This is a genomic window from Roseibium sp. (genome assembly GCF_965233565.1).
GTDB lineage: Bacteria > Pseudomonadota > Alphaproteobacteria > Rhizobiales > Stappiaceae > Roseibium.
Genome location: NZ_OZ247494.1, coordinates 2870455 through 2890668 on the forward strand (window position 1 = coordinate 2870455; position 20214 = coordinate 2890668).

Consider the following 20214-nt stretch of genomic DNA (forward strand, 5'->3'; position numbering starts at 1 on the left):
TGTGGCATTGACCACAGCAATATGCTCAGAGGGAACCCGCTTCAGGCACGTGCGGCAGTTGGCCGAATTCTCGCCGCGAAACGCAAGGGACCACGGATTGTGAGCAAAACGATCGACCAGAACATCAGCGCCAAAAGCCTGGCCGTGCGTGCAAGTCTGACAAGAGAGGTGCCGGATCCTAGTTGCTCCCTGCAACAGGAACGCTCCCAATGGAACGAAGCTGCCAGAGGCGTGGCCCTCGCGCCCCGTTGCCAAGCCACCGAAGACCGGATCGGCGACGTTCCATGCCTGTGGTTATCTCCGGGAGAAACCGCCTCGGAGGACCTCCTCCTCTATGCGCATGGCGGCGGGCTCGTGACCGGCTCGATCCTGACCCACCGCGCCTTCGCGTCCGAGCTCGCGACCGCTCTGAAACGCAAGGTGCTGCTCGTTGGATACCGCTTGCTTCCGGAACATCCCTTTACCGCTCCACGGGATGATCTTGTTACTCTTTACAAGGCCCTGCTGGCGGTCGGAGGCTACAAGGCGGACCAGGTCATCTTTGCCGGCGACAGCAGCGGCGCTGCCGTGGCCGTGGCGGCCTCGGTGGACCTGGGGCAGCAAAATGCTCCTCAGCCACGTGCCATCGTCTCCCTGTCCGGTGCCTTTGACACCAGCCTGTCCGGGGACAGTTTCAAGGCGCTTGCCGGCAAGGACCCGTTGCTGTCGCCAGGGGTACTGCTCGACTGGCAAAAGCACTTTTGCGGCAAAATCGACCTGAAGGATCCCGTTATCTCTCCGCTGTTCGCGGATCTGCATAACATCGCGCCGGTCCTTCTGCTCGCAGGCGATCACGAATTGTGGCTAAGCGATTCGGAACGCATGCACCTGGCCCTGCAAGCCGCGGGGGTCTCCTCCAGCCTCAGCATCTATCCGGGCATGTGGCATGTCTGGCCAATGTGGCCGAGCCTCCCGGAGACGTCTGACGCTTTCCGGGAAATCGACGCGTTCCTGTGTCAAACAAGTTGACCATGCTCTCCGGGCCAAGGGCCAGGGCGGTCTGCAGCGCTGCCCGGCAAAGGTTTGATCGGCCGAAGGCCAAAACCGATTGCACTTGAGCCTCGAATCCTTATGACTTGGCGGATCTGCAACGACCCTTGGCAAATTTCTCATGACCGACCGGCTTAAACTCGTCACCTGGAACATCAATTCCGTGCGTCTGCGCATGCCGATTGTGGAACAGCTGATCGACGAGATCGCACCGGACGTGATCTGCCTGCAGGAGACCAAGTGCCCGGACGCCAACTTCCCGGAAAACGCCTTTCGCAAGGCCGGCTACGAGCACATGGCGATCAACGGCCAGAAGGGCTACCACGGGGTGGCCACCGTCTCCCGACTGCCGCTCAGCAACATTGAAAAACGTGACTTCTGCGATGTCGGCGACAGCCGCCACATTGCGGTTGATGTGCCGTTCAATGGCAGCAGCCTGCGCCTGCACAATTTCTATGTCCCGGCCGGTGGCGACGAACCCAATCGGGAGATCAACCCGAAATTCGGCCACAAGCTGGATTTCATGGCCGAGATGCAGGACTGGCTGCAGGGTGAAGAAACCGCCAGACCGGCCGTTCTGGTCGGCGATCTCAACGTGGCGCCTTATGAACATGACGTCTGGTCGCACAAGCAGCTTCTGAAAGTGGTGTCGCACACGCCGGTGGAAACCGAGCTGTTCGAAAAAGTGCGCGAAACCGGCGGCTGGCTGGACGCCATGCGCCAGTTCACGCCACTGGAAGAAAAACTCTACACCTGGTGGAGTTACCGGGCGAAGGACTGGTCCAAGGCCAACAAGGGCCGCCGGCTCGACCATGTCTGGGTGTCGGAACCCCTCGCCCCGCATATAAAATCGACCAGCGTATTGCGCGATGCGCGTGGCTGGGAAAAACCGTCGGATCATGCCCCCGTGATTGCGGAATTTGCTGCCTGAGCGCCAAGGTCGTTGGAATTTGGCTCTTGACCGAAGGGCGCATTGGAGCAAGTGGCCGATCCTTCGAGACGGGCCTTTGGCCCTCCTCAGGATGAAGACTTATTTCGTTTAACTTTAAAAAAGGCCGCACACTCAGCCTCAGCCTCAGCCTGAGTGTCTGGCCCGAAAGTGATCTAGGACGCAGCTTTCATCGTTCCTGGCACGAACTCGCCCCCTCTCGGTTGTCTTCCCCGCGAAAGCGGGGACCCAGTAACCTCATGAATCGGCGCTATAAATTAAAGCTAACCTCACGGAGTTCTGGTTTCCCGCTTTCGCGGGAATGACAAATGTGACTGAAGCATTCGCCCCGGCCATCACATTCAGCCTCATCCTGAGGAAGCGCGTAGCGCTGTCTCGAAGGATCGGCCACCTGTCCCTTTTTTTGCCACTGTCGGCGCCGACCTCCACTGGAGCATTTCACTGTTGGATCGCCTCAAGGCGTCACGATCACCTTGCCGCGCACTTTCCTGGCCGCGATTTCCTCCAGCGCGACGGCAATATCCTCCAGCGGATAGATCCCGTGCACATGCGGCTTCAGCTTGCCTTCCTCGACCCAGGCCAGAAGCTGCTTCATGTTTTCCTTGTTGGCGTCCGGGTCTCGGGTGACCGCAGCGCCCCAGAACACACCGCGCAGGTCACAGCCTTTCAGCATGACGATGTTCAGCGGGATCTTCGGGATCTGACCGGCGGCAAAGCCGATGACCAGAAAACGGCCGCCCCAGGCTGTCGCCCGGACGGCCTGTTCGGCAAGATCTCCGCCAACCGGATCATAGACAACGTCCACACCCTTGCCGTCTGTCAGTGCCTTCAGACCTTCCTTCAGGGGCTCCTTGGAATAATCCAGCGTCAGGTCCGCACCGAGAGATCGGGCAAAGGCAAGCTTTTCCTCTGACGAGGCGCAGGCAATGACCTTTGCCCCCATGATCGAGGCAATCTCGACCGCGGCCTGACCAACCCCGCCGGAGGCACCGAGAACGGCGACGGTCTCTCCCGCCTTCAGATCCCCCCTGTCCCGGTAGGCATGTAGCGTGGTGCCATAGGTCACTGCGAGACCGGCCGCGGTTTCAAAGGCAACACTGTCCGGTATCCGCACGATGTCGTTTGCCTCGACAACGACCTTTTCCCGGGCAGCGCCCCAGCCGACATACCCCATGACACGGTCACCGGGGGCAAACTCCGTGACGCCGGTGCCGACCGTTTCAACGATGCCGGAAAACTCGGCACTTGGCGAGAATGGCAACTCGGGCTTGTACTGATACTTGTTTTCAATGATCAGCGTGTCGAAGAAATTGAGCGCACAGGCCTTCACCCGGACAACAATTTTGCCCGGTTCGGAAACCGGATCGGCAATTTCCTCGATGACGAGGCTGGAGGGCGGACCGAAAGATTTGCAAAGACAGGCTTTCACGGCAACCTCATTTGGAGCGGCGCAGAGGCCGGCAGCTGAACGACCGGCCGACGTTAGCAACTTCGGCAAGCGGTCGGAATTGGCTTTCCGGATAACCGGTGAAACTTTCAGCCCGGTGCAAATTCGGTTATGACCCGGTGACATCGAAACAACGGAAAGTCCATGCGCGGTTATTTTGCGGTCGGGGCCGAGGGCCTCTCGAAACGAATGAATCTCGGCACGCTGATGCGGTCGGCCCATGCCTTTGGGGCCAATTTCTTCTTCACGGTGGATGCTGACCAGAAGATCCGCAAGGCACCGCCCTCCGATACCTCCAAGAGCCCGGGACACCTGCCCGTCTTTACCTGGGACAGTGTCGATACGATGGACCTGCCCAAGGGATGCCAGCTGGTCGGCATCGAACTCACGGACGAATCGATCGACCTGCCAAGCTTTGGCCATCCGTTGCAGGCGGCCTATGTGCTCGGGCCGGAGCGCGGCTCCCTATCGCCGGAAATGCTGGCGCGCTGCGACCATGTCGTGAAGATACCGACCAAGTTCTGCATCAATGTCGCCATGGCCGGTGCCATCGTCATGTATGACCGTCACCGCGCGCTCGGCCGCTACGCCGAACGATCGATCACCGCTGGCGGGCCGAAGATCGAGCGGCCGAAACATGTCAGCGGAGGCCCGGTCATGCGCACCGGCCGAAAGGTCCCCGGCACCTGACACCTTGCCGGCCTTTGCCAATTACATCTTGCAATCTCCTGTCACGACCGGTTTTCTTCAAGGCGCTGTGGGAGGCACCAGATGACAGGACCGTTCAAGACCATTTTCGGAATACTCTTGCTGGGCCTGGCGCTCGCCGGACCTGCAAAAGCCGCAGGCAAGACGGCGCTGGTGATTGGCAACGGGGCCTACCAATCGATGCCGTCGCTGCGCAATCCGGCCAATGACGCCAATCTGATCGCAGGCAAACTCACCGGTCTTGGCTTTGACGTGGTTCGCATTGTTGACGGGGACCGGGCCGATTTCTGGGACGGGCTGAAAACCTTCGGCCGCAAGGCCCAGGGTGCGGATGTCGCGCTGGTTTTTTATGCCGGTCACGGCGTACAGGTGAACGGTCAGAACTGGTTGTTGCCCGTCGATGCGGAAATCGAGGCCTCCACCGACCTTCCTGCGCAGGCACTGAAAGCAAATGATCTTCTGGAAATCATGGAGGCGTCCGGAGCCCGGCTGAAGCTGGTGTTCTTCGATGCCTGCCGCAACAACCCGTTGCCGAGATCCCTGTCCAGGGGCGCGGCCAACGGGCTCGCACGCCTGGAGGCCAACGCCGCCGGCATGATGATTGCCTTTGCGACGTCTCCCGGTGATGTCGCGCTGGATGGCAGCGGACAGAACAGCCCCTTCACCGAAGCTCTTGCCCGCTATATCGACACACCGGACCTGGAAGTTCGACACCTGATGGGCCGCGTGCGCGAAAGCGTCTACACGACCACGGGCGAGCGCCAGCTGCCCTGGCTGAACGAAGCACTGATCGGCGAATTCTATTTTGGCGGCAAGAGTGGCAACGCCCCCCAGCCGACAATGCAGGCGCCGCCCGCGGCCCAGTCGCCACAGGCGGAAATCTCCGTTTCCCGCACCGAACCTAGACATCAGGCGATACCGTCCTATCGCGAGGACCTGTGCCGTTCAACTTACCGAACCGGCAGCAACCTGATGTTCTGCGCCAGCTCAATACTTGATCCCCAATATGGCAACCGTTACGGAACGGCCAACCTTTATGACGGCAATCCTTCGACCGCCTGGGTAGAAGGTGTTGCCGGCAACGGTGCGGGCCAGAAGGTGCTGATCGCCTTCGACCGGCCAAGGCTTTTGTCCGGCTTCGAGATCATCAACGGCTATGCAAAGAACCGCGATATCTTCCGCAAGAACGCAAGGGTCCAGAGTGCGCGCCTGACACTGTCGGACGGCAGCAGCCAGCTCGTGTCCCTGCCTGATGTCATGCATGAAAACCGGTTTTCCTTTGGCACACCGGTCGAAGCCACCTGGCTGGAGCTTGAAATCGGCTCCGTGTTTGCCGGCAGCAAGTACACCGACACCGCGCTCTCCGAATTTGTCCCGGTGTTCGCTGATTAGGGACCGTCAGCCCGGTCAGCGTCGCTGGATGTCGAAATTGAACGACCGGTCCGGAAACGGTTCATTGCGCAAGGTGAAGTGCCACCATTCACCGGCATAATTCTTGAAGCCGCCTTTGCGCATCAGTTTGACCAGCGTCTGGCGATAGGTTTGGGCCTTTTTGGATACGGCGCTCGATGCCGTCCGGCTGGCCGGGTCGAAGCAATCAAACGGCGTTCCGAAATCGACGGTCAACCGGTCTTGCCGACTGCATATCTGCGGTTCTGCCGAGCCGCGTCCCTCCAGGAGATCCAGTCCGACATCAACCGTTGAGCCGCGGGCGTGGCTGCTTTTCGCACCGATGTAACCTTGCCGGATCAAATCCGAACGCCGAACGTTCGGGAAAAAATCCGGATCCGTGCCCTTTCCATGGCGCACCCAGGCGACCATGGCCTCAACCGCGCTTTGCGGCCTGTAACAATCAAACACGACCAGGGTGTACCCCTCGGCAACCGCGGCGTTCTGAACCTTGCCGAGCGCTTTTGCCGCAGTCTCCGTCAAGACGCATTCCCTGGCTCCATAGCCCGGCAAACGCTTGCGCATGAAGTTGTTTCGCGTGGCGTAGCGTATGTCCTGCTGAATATCCGGAACGAAGTCCCGCAGATAGACGAACCCGTCTGGAAGCTGGCCGGCAAGCAAGGGGAGGCTGCTCCCGCAGAGAATGAGTAGCGAACTGAAAGCCCGCTTAATCCACATCGACGGCCTCATCGGCCTCGATCAGCTGGCGCAGGCGGCCAAAGGCCAGGCGGATGCGTGATTTGACTGTGCCGAGCGGCAAACCGGTATCATCGGCAATCTCGCTGTGCGACTGCCCGATGAAAAAAGCCAGCCTGACCACTTCCCGCTGTTCTTCCGGCAACTGCGACAAGGCCGCACGAACCCGCTCCTCACGGAGCCGTGCATCCATTTCATCCGAAACATCCGGCAGCGGTGTCGGCTGCAGTGCCGGTTCTTCCGGGTCGAGCTCCGCCGTTTTCTGCCGGCGCAACCGGTCGATCCGCCGGTTCCGGGCGATCCGGTAAAGCCAGGTGCTCGCTGAGGATTTTTTCGGATCGAACAGCTCGGCCTTGCGCCACAGCGTGACCATTACATCCTGCGCAATTTCCTCGGCCAGGGCATCGTCTGCGCCCTGTTTCATCAAGTAGCCTTTGAGACGTGGCGCAAAGTGGTCAAACAATTCGACAAAGGCGGCCTTGTCCCTTGACCCGGCCACCTTGACGATCAGTTCCGAAAAATACTGCGCTTGCGCCAAAGGCCACTCAACTCCCTGAAGATCTTCGGACCGCATCAATTTCAAGAGGAAGCATCTGAGGACAAAAAAGTCGACCACTCCTAAAGTGGTAGACAATTGCCTCGACGACCTCCCCGCGGCGCGAAGTTCGTTCCCCATCTTTAGCAGGTTCACAGCGTTTCGGAAGAGGGCTCGACACCACTTGCCACACTGTTGCCGCCTTTAGCCGCAACAGCCATGAGACAAATGAGCGTCGAAAAACAAAAAGACCGGCCGATGGGCTTCAACCCTTTCGTAACTCGCTTTAAGTTATCATTAAAGCAAGGTTTATATGTCAGACGACAATTGAATTAAATTTGACGCAAACTCTAGTGCAAACGGTGTGGAGATGATGAAGGCAAAATCGCTGGTTCTGGCCCTTGCAGGTCTAGCCGTTTCGAGTGCAGCGGCTTTCGCACAAACCCCGACGCTTGTGAAACAGCACAAGGATTGGGCGGCCTATGCGTTGGTGGGCGGCAGCGGCAAAGTGTGTTACGCGCTGACGAAACCGACCACCATGCTTCCGGGCGACCGCAATCATGGCGACGTCTTTTTCTTCGTCACCTCCCGTCCGGCTGAAGGCGTCAGTTCCGAACCCAGCCTGCTGGTCGGTTACCCCTTCAAGGACAAGTCCACCGTGACGGTGGATGTCGACGGCAAGGGCTTCAACCTGTTCACCAACAACGATGGTGCCTGGGTCGAGAATGCTGCAACTGAAGCGCAGCTGGTCGCTGCGATGAAGGCCGGCCGGGAGATGACCGTCAACGGCGAATCCAGCCGTGGAACCCGGACCACCTACAAATTCTCGCTCTCCGGCGTGACCGCCGCGATCGACACGGCGGCCGGCGCCTGCCGCTGACCGCCCGTTTTCAGGCGGCAGTCTCCCGAATGCCGCAACAGATTGGTCCCGGAAAAGCCCGAACAGGCCTTTCCGGGCTTTTCCTGTTGGCAGTTGCATAGCTCCCCTGCGCAGCGGAAACTTGATTTTTTCCGCTGTTTGTGGTTTTGGGAGCGCTTGAATTCTTCCCTGCAGGTCAGGGAGCCGGCCGCCGCGTTCCGACACCATTGACGCCCATAGTCGCGCCGGACAGACAACGGATCACGACATGACGGTTACGCTCGACATTGCGCGGGACAATCCGAACGCGCCGACGGTTTCAGCCGCAGCAAGCGCCCTGGCACCGAACGAGGACAAGCCGACCCTGATCGGCCTCTCGCGCGAGGAACTTGGAGAAGCGCTCGGCACGATCGGCGTCGCCCAGAAACAGTGGCGCATGCGCGCCTCCCAGCTCTGGCACTGGCTCTATGTGCGCGGGGTCTCTGATTTTGCGCAGATGACCAACATCGCCAAGGATCTGCGCCAGAAACTGGATGACAATTTCACCATCGCCCGCCCGGAAATCGTCGATGAACAGATCTCCGTCGATGGCACGCGCAAATGGTTGTTCCGCTTTCCGCCGCGGGGCGCCGGCCGGCCGGTGGAAGTGGAAACCGTCTATATCCCGGAAGAAGGCCGCGGCACATTGTGTGTCTCCTCCCAGGTCGGCTGCACCCTGACCTGCACCTTCTGCCACACCGGCACGCAGAAGCTGGTCCGCAATCTGACGGCAGAGGAAATCCTCTCCCAGATCCTGATGGCCCGCGACAGGCTCGGCGATTTCCCGGACGCCTCCACCCCCCAGGGCGCCATTGTGCCGTCCGAGGGCCGGCTGGTCTCCAACATCGTCATGATGGGTATGGGCGAACCACTCTACAATTTCGACAACGTCAAGCAGGCGCTGCTGATTGCCTCGGACGGCGACGGCCTGTCGCTTTCCAAGCGCCGCATCACCCTGTCGACCTCCGGCGTCGTACCGGAAATCTTCCGCACGGGCGATGAAATCGGCTGCATGCTGGCCATCTCGCTGCATGCCGTCAACGACGAGCTGCGCGACGTCCTGGTGCCAATCAACAAGAAATGGAACCTGGAAGCACTGCTGGACGCCTGCCGGAAATATCCGGGCCTGTCCAACGCCAAGCGCATCACCTTCGAATACGTGATGCTGAAAGGCGTCAATGACAGCAACAAGGATGCGCTCGAACTGGTCCGGTTGCTCAAGGGCATTCCGGCCAAGATTAACCTGATCCCGTTCAATCCCTGGCCGGGTTCGGAGTATGAGTGTTCGGACTGGGAACGCATCGAGGAATTTGCCGACATCGTCAACCGGGCCGGCTATGCCTCACCGATCCGCACACCGCGCGGCCGTGATATTTTCGCCGCCTGCGGCCAGCTGAAATCGGCCTCCGAGCGTATGCGCAAGAAGGACCGTGAGGCCCTTACCGCCTCCTGAAGACTGTCGACATCTAAAAAAAGAAAGCGGCGCCGGGGGCGCCGCTGTTTTTTTGCGTTTCAAGTCCGCTCAGGCTGCAGCCACATTGCTGAGGAAGTCGCTCACCGAAACGTTCAATGTTCTGAGTTTTTCCGCCGCTTCCTGCGTTGCCCTGTCGACAGATTCTGCCGAATGCGCCGTTGATTCCACAGCGGAGCTGACATTTGACATGTTGTCGCTAGCCGATTTTGTCCCGGACGATGCCTCCGACGCACTGCGGCTGATTTCGCCGGTTGCCGCATCCTGCTGCTGTACCGCAGCTGCAATCGACGCGGTATTCTCGTTGGCCTTTTCCATGACCGCGGCAATGCCTTCGATCGCGGCGACAGCCTGCTCGGTCGCAACCTGGATCTCGGAGATCTGAGAAGAAATCTCCTCGGTCGCCTTGGACGTCTGGGTCGCCAGTTCCTTGACCTCGGCAGCAACGACCGCGAAACCCTTGCCGGCTTCACCCGCCCGGGCTGCTTCGATCGTGGCGTTCAGCGCCAGAAGGTTGGTCTGTTCCGCAATTGCCTGGATCAGACCGATGACCTCGCCGATCCGCGCCGAACCGGAAGACAGCATTTCCATTTTCTCGGTGCTGGCATGGGTCTGGTTGGTGGCGTCCGCAATGACGCGCGTGGTCTCTTCGACACGCTGACCGATCTCGGAAATCGACGACGACAATTCCTCGGTCGCCGCCGCGACCAGCTGCACATTGCCCGAAGCCTGTTCTGTCGCCGAGGCCGCACTGTTGACCTCCTGGGTGGCGTCACCCGCAGTCACCATCATCGACGAGGCGGTTGACTGCATATCGCTCATCGCCGCATCGACCGCCCCCAGCATTTCTGACGACTGTTCGCGGAAACTCTGAATGAGTGTCTCGACACGATGCTGGCGCTCGGTCCGTTGCTGTTCTTCCTGCTGACGGATTTCTTCAAGACGTGCCTGCTCCGCAACACCGTCCCGGAACCCGGCAATGGCGGTGGCAATTTCGCCGACTTCATCCTTGCGCTCTGCTTCGGTGAATTCCACGCTGACATCTCCACCGGCCAGCTTCACCGCGCTTTGCACCAGGTTTCGGATCGGCGTGACGATCGACCGTGCCGCCACCCAGCCAACACCGGTCATGACGGCGAAGATCGCAAGGCAGATCAGAGCGATGTTGTTGCGAAGGGAGGCGACCGGCGCAAGGATTTCCTCACGCGCCTCGGTCGCAACCACTGCAAGATTGGCCCCCTGAAACTCCAACGGAACCGCCGCCGCCAGGAAGTCACCATCCCGGAAATTGTCCAGGTCACCAACCGCAACCTGGCCCGCCAGGGCCCGGTCGACAATCTCCGCGTCCAGGCTCGCCTGGAGAATGTCGTTTTTGTCCGGTGTCTTGGCCGAATCGTTGCGGAACAGCTTGTCGGCACCCAGCACGATCGCTTCGCCGCTGTCGCCCAATCCGCTCGTGGATGCCATGATGCTGTTGATGTTGTCGATCGGCATCTGGAACACCAGAACGCCAATCTTCTTGCCATCTTCCATCACGGGCGTGGAAATAAAACTGGCCGGCGCGTCCGCGCTTGGGGCGTAGGGTTTGAAATCGAAGAAATGAATGCCGCCCGAGGCACCCGAGTTCGCCGCCCGGAAGGCGTTGCCCAGGTCCGTGTCCTTGTATTTACCGCTGACAAGGTTGGTCGCATAGTCCAGCTCCTTGAAGACCGTGTAGATCAGAGACCCGTCTTCGGCAAACAGGAAAATGTCGTAATAGCCCCGCGTTTTCAACATCGTGCGGAACCAGGGATGGTATTTGGCATGTGCCTGGTCATAGACGCCGTCACCAGCGCTCATCAGGGCGTCTTTCTTGCCAAGCGGATGCGGATTGTCGTGAATATAGGCGCTCTGCAGAATGGATTGCGCCGTTCCGTCCTGCGCCTCCCAGGCGGTGTTGAAGTCTTTCAGGGCGGCCGCGACGAAGGGGCTTGCCGCAGTAACCTTCAGGTCCTGAACAATGGACTCCAGGTAATGTGACAGGTCCTGGGCTCGGGTCTGCGCAAGCGCCTCAAGGCGAAGCTCAGCCTGTTCCTCCATGTCGACGGAACTCACCCAATAGGCAAGTCCGCCAACGGCAAGTGCGGCAACAACGGAACATCCTGCGATGATTGCCGGAAGGCGAAAGCTGAGTTTGGTTATCTGGAAGGCCATGATCCGCTCGCGAATTGATATCTCTTTTCACAAGCGTCTCGCCAATCGATTGCCGGGAAGTTAACTTTGATTGATTTACTTGAATTTTCACCTCAACGTCGATTGCCCCACAGGAAATCACTTACCCGCGGTAGAGGTAATGTGTGATCTAAAAGTAGAAACTCAGATCTACGACAATTAGACGAAATACTATTATAGATATACTTTTGATCTCCATACCTATCTGAAGATGCAATCAGAATCGGGCCTGATACTGGCACAGCGGCATAGATGGATCCGCACACATCCCGGTGATCGGGCGTTGCAAACGATGAATTTCACCGCTGACGACACTATCTAGAAAGTCAGCCACATCACGCGTGCTGCCTTGCCCGCCTGATCAGGAGGCAAACAATGCACCAGACCACATTTGCTTTCGGCGGCCTCTTGGGCCTCGCAGCGCTAGGTGCAACGGCACTGGCGCAAAGTGATAGACACGACAGCCATATCGCCATCGACAATCCGGCCGACCTTACCAACGAGGAAGGCCGACGGATCTATGCCGATCTGAAGGACCGCATGGCGGCCAGCTATGCCATGTCCGACATGCCGGAAATCGACAGCTACCAGACCTGGCCAATCCTGAATGTCGCTCCCTATGTCTCGGCGACCCACGGCCAGAGATATGTCAACAACTATGTCAACCAGGCCGCCGCTGGCTATGCCACGCTCAAACCGGGCGAGCGGCTTCCGGCAGGTTCTGTTCTCGTTAAGGACAGTATCACCGTCACAGATGACGGGCGCATCTTTCCCGGCGCTCTATTCGGCATGGAAAAACTGGCGGCCGGCGCAAGTCCTGAGACGGCGGACTGGCGGTATTTCATGGTCATCCCGGACGGCTCCATCTTCGGAGACACCATGGGCGACAACCCGGACCTCATGACCTATTGCCACGACTGCCACCTCGCCGTCGCCGACCGGGACTACACGTTTTTTATTCCGGAAGAGTATCTGGCCGGCAATTGAAGCCGGAGCGTCTTTTGACGTGAGAAGGCCGCCCGGAGGCGGCCTTTCCGTTTCCGTCTGAACCTGATCAGACCAGGCCGTTCTTGGCGAGCGGCAGGCTCGTGATCCATTCGTCCTTGGCGGCCGCAATCGCGTTGGCCACGGCCGGACCGATCGGCGGAGTTCCCGGCTCGCCGATACCGGTTGGCGCTTCGTTGGAGGCAACGATGTGCACCTCGACCTCCGGCATGTCGGAAATCCGCAGCGATTCGTATGTGTCGAAGTTGGTTTCCTCGACAAAGCCGTCGGCAAGCGTCACCTGGTTGCGCAGGATGGCTCCGAGGCCATAGCCGATACCACCCTCCACCTGAGCCCGGATGTTGTCCGGATTGATCGGCGTACCGCAATCGACAGCGGCCACAACCTTCTCGACCTTGACGGTGCCATCATCGCGCAGAGAAATCTCCGCCACCTCCGCCACATAGGAGCCGAAGGACTTGTGAACGGCGACGCCACGATGACGGCCGTCCGCAGGCGGGGTGTCCCAACCGGCTTTTTCAGCCGCCAGCTTCAGGACATTGGCCTTGCGCGGGTCGTCTTTCAAAAGCTCCAGGCGCAGGGCCACCGGATCCTTGCCGGTCTCATGGGCGATGCGGTCCATCACTGTTTCCATGACATAGGCCGTGTGGGTGTGCCCCACGGAGCGCCACCACAGAACCGGGACCTGGGTCTCCTGGAAGGCCTGGTCCATGTTCATCAGCGGAAACGCATAGGTCGTGTCATGCGCGCCCTCGGTCATGTTGTGATCGACGCCGTCCTTCATCAGCATCGCTTCGAAGGGTGTGCCCTTGACGATCGACTTGGCGGCCATGTTGTACTTGACCGCGGTGACATTGCCGGCATCGTCGAGACCAACCTTGACCTTGTGCGCAGACATCGGCCGGTAGTAGCCGCCCGCCATGTCGTCTTCGCGGGTCCAGACGATCTTCACCGGGTTCAGATCCATGCCCGCCGCCTGCATGGCCTTGACCAACAGGCAGGCTTCTGCAACCGGATGGGCATCGGCCTGTGCCCGGCGGCCGAAGGATCCGCCGGCCCAAAGCGTGTTGATCTTCACCTTCTCGAACGGAACACCCAAAATGGTCGCGGCGACATTGTGGTCGATGGTCTGGATCTGTGACCCGAGCCAGAGCTCCGCAGTTTCGCCATTATAGTGAAGTGCAACATCCAGCGGTTCCATGGCACCATGGGCCAGGAACGGGAAGTCATAATCCATCTCGATGACCTTTGCGGACGCTTCCAGCGCGGCATCCACGTCGCCATCCTCGCGGACCTTCACACCCGGCTTGGTGGTCATGTCCTTCAGCTCAGTGAACATGGCATCGCTCGACCTGGTCTCGGCCGCGCTGTCGTCCCACTCGATCTCGAGAAGTTCGCGCGCCTTGATGGCCGGCCAGGTGGATTCAGCAACCACCGCAACCCCGTTCGGGATCTGCAGAACATTGACCACGCCCGGCACAGCCAGCGCTTCGGTGGCGTCAAACGACTTCACCTTGCCGCCGAAACGCGGCGAGCGGGCGACAGTGGCCACCAGCAGATCATCACGCTGGAAGTCCATCGTATAGGTGTTTGGCGAACCGACGGTCTTGTTCTTCACGTCGAGACGCGGGAACGACTTGCCGATATAGACCCACTGATCGGGCGTCTTGAGTGCCGGTTCGGCCGGCACGTCTTCCTTGGCAGCCAGACCGGCGAGTTCGCCGAACGTCGCCGACTTGCCGGACGGATGCGAGACAACGCCCTGCGACACGGTGATTTCAGCGGCCGGAACACCCCAGTCCTTGGCAGCCGCTGCGACGAGCATCGCCTTGGCGGCGGCACCGGCCTGACGGTACTGCATGAAGGAATTCGGCATGGCAGTGGAACCGCCGGTGCCCTGAACGCCGAACAGCGTATTGGCATAGACCTGCGGGTTGGACGGCGCGAACTCGACGGAGACCTGTTCCCAGGAGGCATCAAGTTCGTCCGCCACGAGTGTGGACAGACCGGTTGCCGTACCCTGCCCCTTGTCCAGGTGCTTGGACAGGACGACGACCGTGTTGTCCGGCCGGATATGCACGAAGGGCTGCGCGAACTCGCCTTCAGCGGCTTCGGCGACGGAACGCGGCAGGTTCATGCCGATGACAAGGCCACCGATCGCACCGGCGGACAGTTTCAGGAAAGACCGGCGAGATGGCTTGGCGGCTTCAAGCGGCTGTTTCAGAAGATGCAGCATGGATCAGCCCTCCATCTTGTCGGCGGCGACATGGATCGCCTTGCGGATACGGGCGTAGGTGGCGCAGCGGCAGACATTGCCGTCCATGGCCGCGTCGATATCTTCGTCGGTCGGCTTCGGCGTTTCGGCCAGAAGTGCGGTCGCGGCCATGATCTGGCCGGACTGGCAATAGCCGCATTGCGGAACGTCGAGTTCGTTCCAGGCGGCCTGGACGGCCTTGGCCGCCTTGTCGTTGATGCCTTCAATAGTGGTGATTTCGGCCCCTTCCAGATCGCCGACGAAGGTCTGGCACGAGCGGATCGGCACACCGTCCCAATGGACGGTACAGGCACCGCAGGCGGCAATGCCGCAACCGAACTTGGTGCCGGTCAGGCCCAGCTCATCGCGCAGGGCCCACAGCAGCGGGCTTTCGGGGTCGGCGTCAAGCGTACGCGTTTCCCCATTGATTTTGAGGGTAACAGACATGAGGAGGCGGCTCCTTTGGCTGGCCTTATCTGGCTAAAGGAAGTAAACTACACAGTGCAGTTTAATCACTGACTGCGCGTCTGTAAACGCCCTAGTTTACATAGGGCGCGTTTTTTGGGATGAAAGGGCGGGGGCTCAGATACCTGAGAGAAAGGCAATTACGCACAAAACCGGGAAAGACATGTCCGTATCCGACCAGAAAAAAAAGCAGATTGTTGAGGCGGCCATCGCTGAATTCCAGGAGAAGGGCTACGCGGGCGCAAGCATGGACCGGATTTCCGAACGTGCCCAGGTGTCCAAGCGCACGGTCTACAATCACTTCGACAGCAAGGAAGTGCTGTTCAAGGCGATCAACCAGTGCCTGGCCGACCAGATCAACTCCGCCCTGGAACTGCCCTATGACGCGGACCTGCCAATCCGCGACGCCCTGATCCGCCTCGGCTGGGCCGAAGGCGAACTGATGATCAATCCGTGCTTCATGAGCCTTGCCCGCATGATCATGAGCGAGACCATCCGCGACCCGGAACTTGCCGAAGACATGAACCAGCGCATGACCAAGCTTGTTGTTTTCACTGAGTTTGTCGAGCGGGCCACAAGGGAAGGCAAGCTCAGTACTGACAACCCGGAAGTCGCAGCCTCGCAGTTTCTCGGTCTGATCAAGTCACGGGCCTTCTTCCCGAACATTCACATGGGCCGGGTGCCCGAACGGGAAGAAGTCTCCAACATTATCGAGGAAAGCGTCGACATGTTCCTGGCGCGCTACGGGGTCAAAGAAGACGCCGGCAAAACACTGGCGAAGTGAACCGGCTTGAGCCTCTCAGTTGTCATCCCCGCGAAGGCGGGGACCCAGTAGCCGCAGAGGCTTCAGAACAGGTCCCGACGCTGCGCCGAACTGGAACCCGGATCTCCGCTGCGTCCGGGATGACAAACTTCGGAGAGAATACAACACATAGCGTGCGCTCAAACCGCTTGTTCTCTCGACGTTTCACCGCTTATCTGCAACCGACTTTTCCAACATCTGAAAACCTGACACATGCCAGCCAAGAAACTCATCCTGAAACCGGACCCGATCAAGGTTGGTCTGTTCAACGCCCTGTTTTGCGGTGCACTAGGCCTTGCCCTCGCCGCTCTCTTCGGTGCCGTCGGGGTGTCGGTCGTGATATCTATCGTTGTCGGACTGGTGTTTGCGGTTGGTCTGCTGGTTGTTTGGGGCCGGCCCCAAGCCACATCCTGGCTCGAGCTTTCCCGGGACCATCTGACGGTCGTCTCGGACATGAATCACAAGACCCTGCCCTGGAAAGACATTTCCCGGTTCACCTTGCTCCAGTTCGAAACCGACGAACGGGACAACACTCGGCAGGATTCCTACTACGTGACCGCGCGCACTATTGGTCCTGCGGACGATGCCGACATGGCGACCAGCCTTGAAACGGCCGACCTGACGCTCAAGATAGACGACTACATTTCATACCATCGGTATTCCGGCCGCACACCGGACCAGGAAGCCGCTTGCAAGTCCCCGCAGGACTTTGCGGACACGCTCAACCGATGGCGCGACTTCGCCCTGAACCTGGAGATCGGCGCGATCCCGACGCCGCATGTCATTTCAAAAGAAGACGCCCCGAATGATTTCGCCCTGGCGCTCTATTCCAAACTGACGGGCTGAGGCACCTCGAAGTCACGGCGATCGGCGGCGCGGCAGCATAATGAGAAGCAGACCCATCCTCTCCTTGTCATCCCCGCGAAGGCGGGGACCCAGTAACCACCAGTCTCATTGATTGTTTCCCGCCGCTGCGACGTACCGGATCCCGGATCTCCGCTGCGCTGTGTCCGGGATGACAAAATCGGGGGGGAGCGACGCGCCTGATGCGCTCTCGCGGCTTGCTTTGCCACCGCATCACCCCTTTTCGGCAACCGGCTTTTCCAGCAACTGGCCCCAACGTGTCCGCTCCGCCATCTGCTCGCGGGTCTTGTCCGATATCAGGCCCTTGACGTTTTCCGGCACCCAGCCCCCGCCGAGCCCCTTGTAGACCGCGATCAGGTTGGTGAGCACATTCGCTTCCGCCGCGATCAGCCGCTCTTCGGCGACCAGCAGGCTCTTCTGGGCGTCGACCACCCGGTTATAAGATGCCGTGCCGTCCTCATATTGGGCATCGACCTCGCCAACCGCCTCGCGTGCCGCCCGGACGCTGCGGCGCAGATAGACCGCCTGCTGCTTGGAGCGCAGAAAGCCCGTCAGCGCGTTTTCCACTTCCGAATAGGCGGACAGCACCGTGTTTTCATAGTTGAGCAGGGTTTCCTGGAACTTGGCGTCCTGCACCCGGACATTGTTCTGGATGCGGCCGTAATTCAGGAAATTCCAGGAAAAGCCAGGATTGATGAACCCCGCCGTGGTGCCGTTGTTGAAGAGATTGGAAAAATCATCGGCCCGGACGCCGATCGCACCGGAGATGGTGAAAGCCGGAAAGAGATCCGCCTTGGCAACGCCGATCTGGGCCGACTGGGCTGCCGCCACATATTCCGCGTAGCGAATGTCCGGCCGGCGGCGCAGCATGTCCGCCGGCACACCGATGGCAACTTCGGCAGGCACGCGCGGAAACCTTGCCTTTGACCCGATGCGCGATTTCATTCTGCCAGGCGCTTCGCTCACAAGCAGGCTGAGTGCGTTCAAGGCCTGGGCGAGTTCGGCTTCATAGCCTGGAATGCTGGACAGCGTGTTGTTGTAGAGAACCGTCGCCTCGTTGACGTCGAGCTTGGTCGCCGCGCCGTTTTCCAGCCGCAGCCGGGTAATGTCGAGCGACTTTTTCTGCAGGGCCGCATTCCGTCGCGCCGCGGCAATCAGCTGCTGCAATTCGCGCACGGTGACATAGGTCGCGGCAATGTCGCCGGTCAATGTCACCAGCGCATCGTCGTAGGAGGCGATGCTGGCCTTCAGATTGGCGTCCGCCGACTGGACATCCCTGCGGATCTTGCCCCAGATATCGATTTCCCAGCCGGCATCGAAGCCGACATCGACCCGGGTGATGTGATCGTTGACGAGACCGATCCGTTCCAGGTCGCGGACAAACGGATCCTTGGCGCTGAAGCGGATGCTTTTGGAGCTGCCGTTGATTTCCTGCACCTGAGGGAAGAGCTCGCCCCGCGCGATGCCGAGCTGCGCCCTTGCCTGATAGACCCGGACACCGGCCGCCTGCAGACCGACATTCTGGCGATAGGCCTCAGCGATCAGGCTGTTGAGCGTGTCATCCCTGAAGACATGCCACCACGGCACGGAATGGGCGCTGCGGCTGGTGAAGCCGGTGCGGCTGTCAACGGGAAGGTTGGCGCCCTTGCTCCAGTTGTCGAGCACCGGCGCATCCGGCCGCTCGAAATCCGGCCCCACCATGCAGCCTCCGACAAGCAGCGCGCTGCCAAGAATTGCCCATCTTGCCGTTTTCTGAAAAAGCCCCATCCCCACACTCACACGTCGAACGGCACGATGAAATTGACCCAGGTATAGAGCCGCATGTTGACCCGTCGCAGCACGGCCACCCAGTCGCCACCACCACCGGTATAGATCGCCGCCGCACCATGGGCACCGGCCGGATAGCGCTTCAGCGCCGGGTCGTCATCGAGATGAATTTCCACCGCGAAGCGCCCCTGCGGGCTCATGAAGATGAATTCCGGCACCCGGCCTCTCGGAATGATCTGACCCTGGCCGGTGCCGTCCCAGATCGAGTTCACCTTGCCGGTGAAGATCTGGCCCGGATAGATGTCAAGCGCGACTTCCACCGGCATGCCCGGCTCCACGAATTTCAGGTGCTCCTGGTAGAAGGTCGCCAGAAAGTAAGGATCGGCATCGGCCACGAAGGCGGCGATCGAGCCGACCCGGAATCCGCCGACCACGAGACCCGGTCGCGCCTGCTGCGAGATGATCACACCATCTTCGGGGGCGTAGATCGTGGTCTGGTCGACATAGTATTGTGCCTGGTCGACTTGCGCCTGCGCGGCGGCAACCTGGGCGTTGACCCCGTCATATTGCGCATCGGCGGCAAGCTGCGCCTTCTTCAGATTGGCCTCGCCCTCTGCGACCTGAGCCTCGGCCGCAGCCAGCTGCGCCGACCATTTGTCGAGCGTTTCCTGCTTCGCTCCGCCGCGCGGCACCAGATCCGTATAGCGCTTGACCTGCTCGGTCGCATATTGCTCGTTGGCCTCGGCCTGCAACAGGGCATCCCGCGCCACTTCGATATCTTCCTGAAGGATCAGGGCATTTTGCTGCGCGCTCGCCAGATTTGCCTGCGCTTCCAGGAGCTGGGCTTCATAAAGCGTTTTTTCGAACTGGTAGAGCTTGTCGCCCTTCTTGACCTTCTGGTTCTGCGCGACAAACACCTCTTCCAGAACTGTCGGATGCGGCAGGCGCGGTGCGATCTGGATGGTCTGCCGGATCACGTGACCGTCAATCGTGTAGGGCGTGAAAAACCGCAGGAAAACAACCAGCAGGAAGAGCACGTGGAAACCCACCCAGAACGTGACCACGCCCCAGGCGATATTGAATTTCAGCCATTGAAACTTGTAGAAAACAAGCCACGCGAACAGCGCGTAGGCCGCCAGGATCAGAAGCGCGATGGTCATGTGGTCGCCCCGCCCTCAGGCCTGCCGGGTGGCAGATCATCCGCTTCGACCTCAGACAGGGTCGCGGGCACCTCTTCTTCCAGGCTGCCGCCCGCCTCAGGCGCGCTCTTTTCCGCCGCTCCGTCTCCTGCCACAGCGACTTTCGGCAGCTTGCGCACATCGACCGTCATGGAATCGTGATAGGCCCAGATCAGGGCATGGATCCAGGGAAAGACCGTAAAGAGCCCGATCCAGCCGCCGAGTTTCACTGATTCAGCATGCGGGTGATTGCGCTTTTCCGCCAGTTTGCCCGGCAGACCGCCCAAAGTGATCATGGCGTAAAAAAAGGCGATCACGACCGCCAGCAGGATCACGAAGGTCAGGTAGTCGTATTTGTCCAGCTCGAAATCGATCAGGCCCATAGCGCATCCCGCACCAACAAGTTGTTCTTTTACATCTTGTTAACACCCTCCGCTGCCTCGCGGTCAATTGCAAGCGCGATCTCCTGACCACACAGGCTGTGAA

The 20214-nt window shown here is 59.9% G+C and carries 18 protein-coding genes; 9 read left to right on the forward strand and 9 right to left on the reverse strand.

What is annotated here, in order from left to right; translation table 11 throughout:
• The first annotated feature begins 99 nt into the window (after positions 1-99).
• Complete coding sequence (locus ACO6TG_RS13155) at positions 100-1008, forward strand: alpha/beta hydrolase (protein ID WP_422378582.1); 909 nt, start codon at positions 100-102, stop codon at positions 1006-1008.
• A gap of 142 nt (positions 1009-1150) precedes the next feature.
• Positions 1151-1960, forward strand: coding sequence for an exodeoxyribonuclease III (gene xth, locus ACO6TG_RS13160; protein ID WP_422378583.1), 810 nt, complete (start codon positions 1151-1153; stop codon positions 1958-1960).
• Positions 1961-2432: 472 nt separating this feature from the next.
• Here xth and ACO6TG_RS13165 read toward each other — a convergent pair whose 3' ends face one another.
• Positions 2433-3407: an NADPH:quinone oxidoreductase family protein gene (locus tag ACO6TG_RS13165; RefSeq protein WP_422378584.1), complete on the reverse strand. Its 975-nt coding sequence runs from the start codon at positions 3405-3407 to the stop codon at positions 2433-2435.
• 162 nt (positions 3408-3569) lie between these two features.
• Between ACO6TG_RS13165 and ACO6TG_RS13170 the strand changes: the two genes are divergently transcribed.
• Positions 3570-4115, forward strand: a complete 546-nt coding sequence (locus tag ACO6TG_RS13170) for an RNA methyltransferase (protein WP_422378585.1) — start codon at positions 3570-3572, stop codon at positions 4113-4115.
• A gap of 81 nt (positions 4116-4196) precedes the next feature.
• On the forward strand, positions 4197-5525 hold the full coding sequence (locus ACO6TG_RS13175) for an NADase-type glycan-binding domain-containing protein (protein WP_422378586.1): 1329 nt from the start codon (positions 4197-4199) through the stop codon (positions 5523-5525).
• Positions 5526-5540: 15 nt separating this feature from the next.
• On the opposite strand, the gene ACO6TG_RS13180 is transcribed toward ACO6TG_RS13175, so the two are convergent.
• On the reverse strand, positions 5541-6203 hold the full coding sequence (locus tag ACO6TG_RS13180) for a M15 family metallopeptidase (RefSeq protein WP_422378587.1): 663 nt from the start codon (positions 6201-6203) through the stop codon (positions 5541-5543).
• A 46-nt stretch (positions 6204-6249) separates the two neighbouring features.
• Positions 6250-6816: a sigma-70 family RNA polymerase sigma factor gene (locus ACO6TG_RS13185; protein ID WP_422378588.1), complete on the reverse strand. Its 567-nt coding sequence runs from the start codon at positions 6814-6816 to the stop codon at positions 6250-6252.
• A 367-nt stretch (positions 6817-7183) separates the two neighbouring features.
• Between ACO6TG_RS13185 and ACO6TG_RS13190 the strand changes: the two genes are divergently transcribed.
• Both ACO6TG_RS13190 and rlmN read left to right on the forward strand, forming a co-directional pair.
• Positions 7184-7693, forward strand: a complete 510-nt coding sequence (locus ACO6TG_RS13190; RefSeq protein ID WP_422378589.1) for an invasion associated locus B family protein — start codon at positions 7184-7186, stop codon at positions 7691-7693.
• 247 nt (positions 7694-7940) lie between these two features.
• The gene (rlmN, locus tag ACO6TG_RS13195; protein WP_422378590.1) at positions 7941-9164 is read left to right on the forward strand and encodes a 23S rRNA (adenine(2503)-C(2))-methyltransferase RlmN; all 1224 of its coding nucleotides are present in this window, start codon (positions 7941-7943) and stop codon (positions 9162-9164) included.
• A 69-nt stretch (positions 9165-9233) separates the two neighbouring features.
• Here rlmN and ACO6TG_RS13200 read toward each other — a convergent pair whose 3' ends face one another.
• On the reverse strand, positions 9234-11375 hold the full coding sequence (locus tag ACO6TG_RS13200; protein WP_422378591.1) for a methyl-accepting chemotaxis protein: 2142 nt from the start codon (positions 11373-11375) through the stop codon (positions 9234-9236).
• Between the two features lie 393 nt (positions 11376-11768).
• Here ACO6TG_RS13200 and ACO6TG_RS13205 point away from each other — a divergent pair, with 393 nt between their 5' ends.
• On the forward strand, positions 11769-12380 hold the full coding sequence (locus ACO6TG_RS13205; protein WP_422378592.1) for a cytochrome P460 family protein: 612 nt from the start codon (positions 11769-11771) through the stop codon (positions 12378-12380).
• A gap of 67 nt (positions 12381-12447) precedes the next feature.
• Here the strand turns inward: ACO6TG_RS13205 and ACO6TG_RS13210 are convergent, their stop codons facing one another.
• Both ACO6TG_RS13210 and ACO6TG_RS13215 read right to left on the reverse strand, forming a co-directional pair.
• Entirely contained in the window at positions 12448-14634 is a 2187-nt protein-coding gene (locus ACO6TG_RS13210) for a molybdopterin cofactor-binding domain-containing protein (protein WP_422378593.1), read from the reverse strand.
• A 3-nt stretch (positions 14635-14637) separates the two neighbouring features.
• Complete coding sequence (locus ACO6TG_RS13215) at positions 14638-15099, reverse strand: (2Fe-2S)-binding protein (RefSeq protein WP_094072778.1); 462 nt, start codon at positions 15097-15099, stop codon at positions 14638-14640.
• A 181-nt stretch (positions 15100-15280) separates the two neighbouring features.
• Between ACO6TG_RS13215 and ACO6TG_RS13220 the strand changes: the two genes are divergently transcribed.
• A complete protein-coding gene (locus ACO6TG_RS13220; RefSeq protein WP_422378594.1) occupies positions 15281-15901 on the forward strand; it encodes a TetR/AcrR family transcriptional regulator in 621 nt (206 codons plus the stop codon).
• A 231-nt stretch (positions 15902-16132) separates the two neighbouring features.
• Positions 16133-16765 carry a hypothetical protein gene (locus tag ACO6TG_RS13225; RefSeq protein WP_422378595.1) on the forward strand — a complete coding sequence of 211 codons (633 nt, stop codon included), beginning with the start codon at positions 16133-16135 and terminating at the stop codon, positions 16763-16765.
• Positions 16766-16996: 231 nt separating this feature from the next.
• Here the strand turns inward: ACO6TG_RS13225 and ACO6TG_RS13230 are convergent, their stop codons facing one another.
• From ACO6TG_RS13230 to ACO6TG_RS13240, 3 genes are read right to left on the reverse strand one after another with little or no spacing between them, the layout of a single operon-like run.
• The gene (locus tag ACO6TG_RS13230; protein ID WP_422378596.1) at positions 16997-18550 is read right to left on the reverse strand and encodes an efflux transporter outer membrane subunit; all 1554 of its coding nucleotides are present in this window, start codon (positions 18548-18550) and stop codon (positions 16997-16999) included.
• A gap of 8 nt (positions 18551-18558) precedes the next feature.
• On the reverse strand, positions 18559-19710 hold the full coding sequence (locus ACO6TG_RS13235) for an HlyD family secretion protein (protein ID WP_422378597.1): 1152 nt from the start codon (positions 19708-19710) through the stop codon (positions 18559-18561).
• Positions 19707-20111 carry a DUF3302 domain-containing protein gene (locus tag ACO6TG_RS13240; protein ID WP_422378598.1) on the reverse strand — a complete coding sequence of 135 codons (405 nt, stop codon included), beginning with the start codon at positions 20109-20111 and terminating at the stop codon, positions 19707-19709. The genes ACO6TG_RS13235 and ACO6TG_RS13240 overlap by 4 nt, the downstream gene beginning before the upstream one ends.
• Between the last annotated feature and the right edge of the window lie 103 nt (positions 20112-20214).

Coding starts and splice junctions, on each gene's coding strand:
- ACO6TG_RS13175 (WP_422378586.1), top strand. CDS start 4,197: ATGACAGGACCGTTCAAGACCATTTTCGGAATACTCTTGCTGGGCCTG.
- ACO6TG_RS13240 (WP_422378598.1), bottom strand. CDS start 20,111: ATGGGCCTGATCGATTTCGAGCTGGACAAATACGACTACCTGACCTTC.
- ACO6TG_RS13190 (WP_422378589.1), top strand. CDS start 7,184: ATGATGAAGGCAAAATCGCTGGTTCTGGCCCTTGCAGGTCTAGCCGTT.
- ACO6TG_RS13225 (WP_422378595.1), top strand. CDS start 16,133: ATGCCAGCCAAGAAACTCATCCTGAAACCGGACCCGATCAAGGTTGGT.
- rlmN (WP_422378590.1), top strand. CDS start 7,941: ATGACGGTTACGCTCGACATTGCGCGGGACAATCCGAACGCGCCGACG.
- ACO6TG_RS13200 (WP_422378591.1), bottom strand. CDS start 11,375: ATGGCCTTCCAGATAACCAAACTCAGCTTTCGCCTTCCGGCAATCATC.
- ACO6TG_RS13215 (WP_094072778.1), bottom strand. CDS start 15,099: ATGTCTGTTACCCTCAAAATCAATGGGGAAACGCGTACGCTTGACGCC.
- ACO6TG_RS13220 (WP_422378594.1), top strand. CDS start 15,281: ATGTCCGTATCCGACCAGAAAAAAAAGCAGATTGTTGAGGCGGCCATC.
- ACO6TG_RS13230 (WP_422378596.1), bottom strand. CDS start 18,550: ATGGGGCTTTTTCAGAAAACGGCAAGATGGGCAATTCTTGGCAGCGCG.
- ACO6TG_RS13235 (WP_422378597.1), bottom strand. CDS start 19,710: ATGACCATCGCGCTTCTGATCCTGGCGGCCTACGCGCTGTTCGCGTGG.
- xth (WP_422378583.1), top strand. CDS start 1,151: ATGACCGACCGGCTTAAACTCGTCACCTGGAACATCAATTCCGTGCGT.
- ACO6TG_RS13170 (WP_422378585.1), top strand. CDS start 3,570: ATGCGCGGTTATTTTGCGGTCGGGGCCGAGGGCCTCTCGAAACGAATG.
- ACO6TG_RS13210 (WP_422378593.1), bottom strand. CDS start 14,634: ATGCTGCATCTTCTGAAACAGCCGCTTGAAGCCGCCAAGCCATCTCGC.
- ACO6TG_RS13205 (WP_422378592.1), top strand. CDS start 11,769: ATGCACCAGACCACATTTGCTTTCGGCGGCCTCTTGGGCCTCGCAGCG.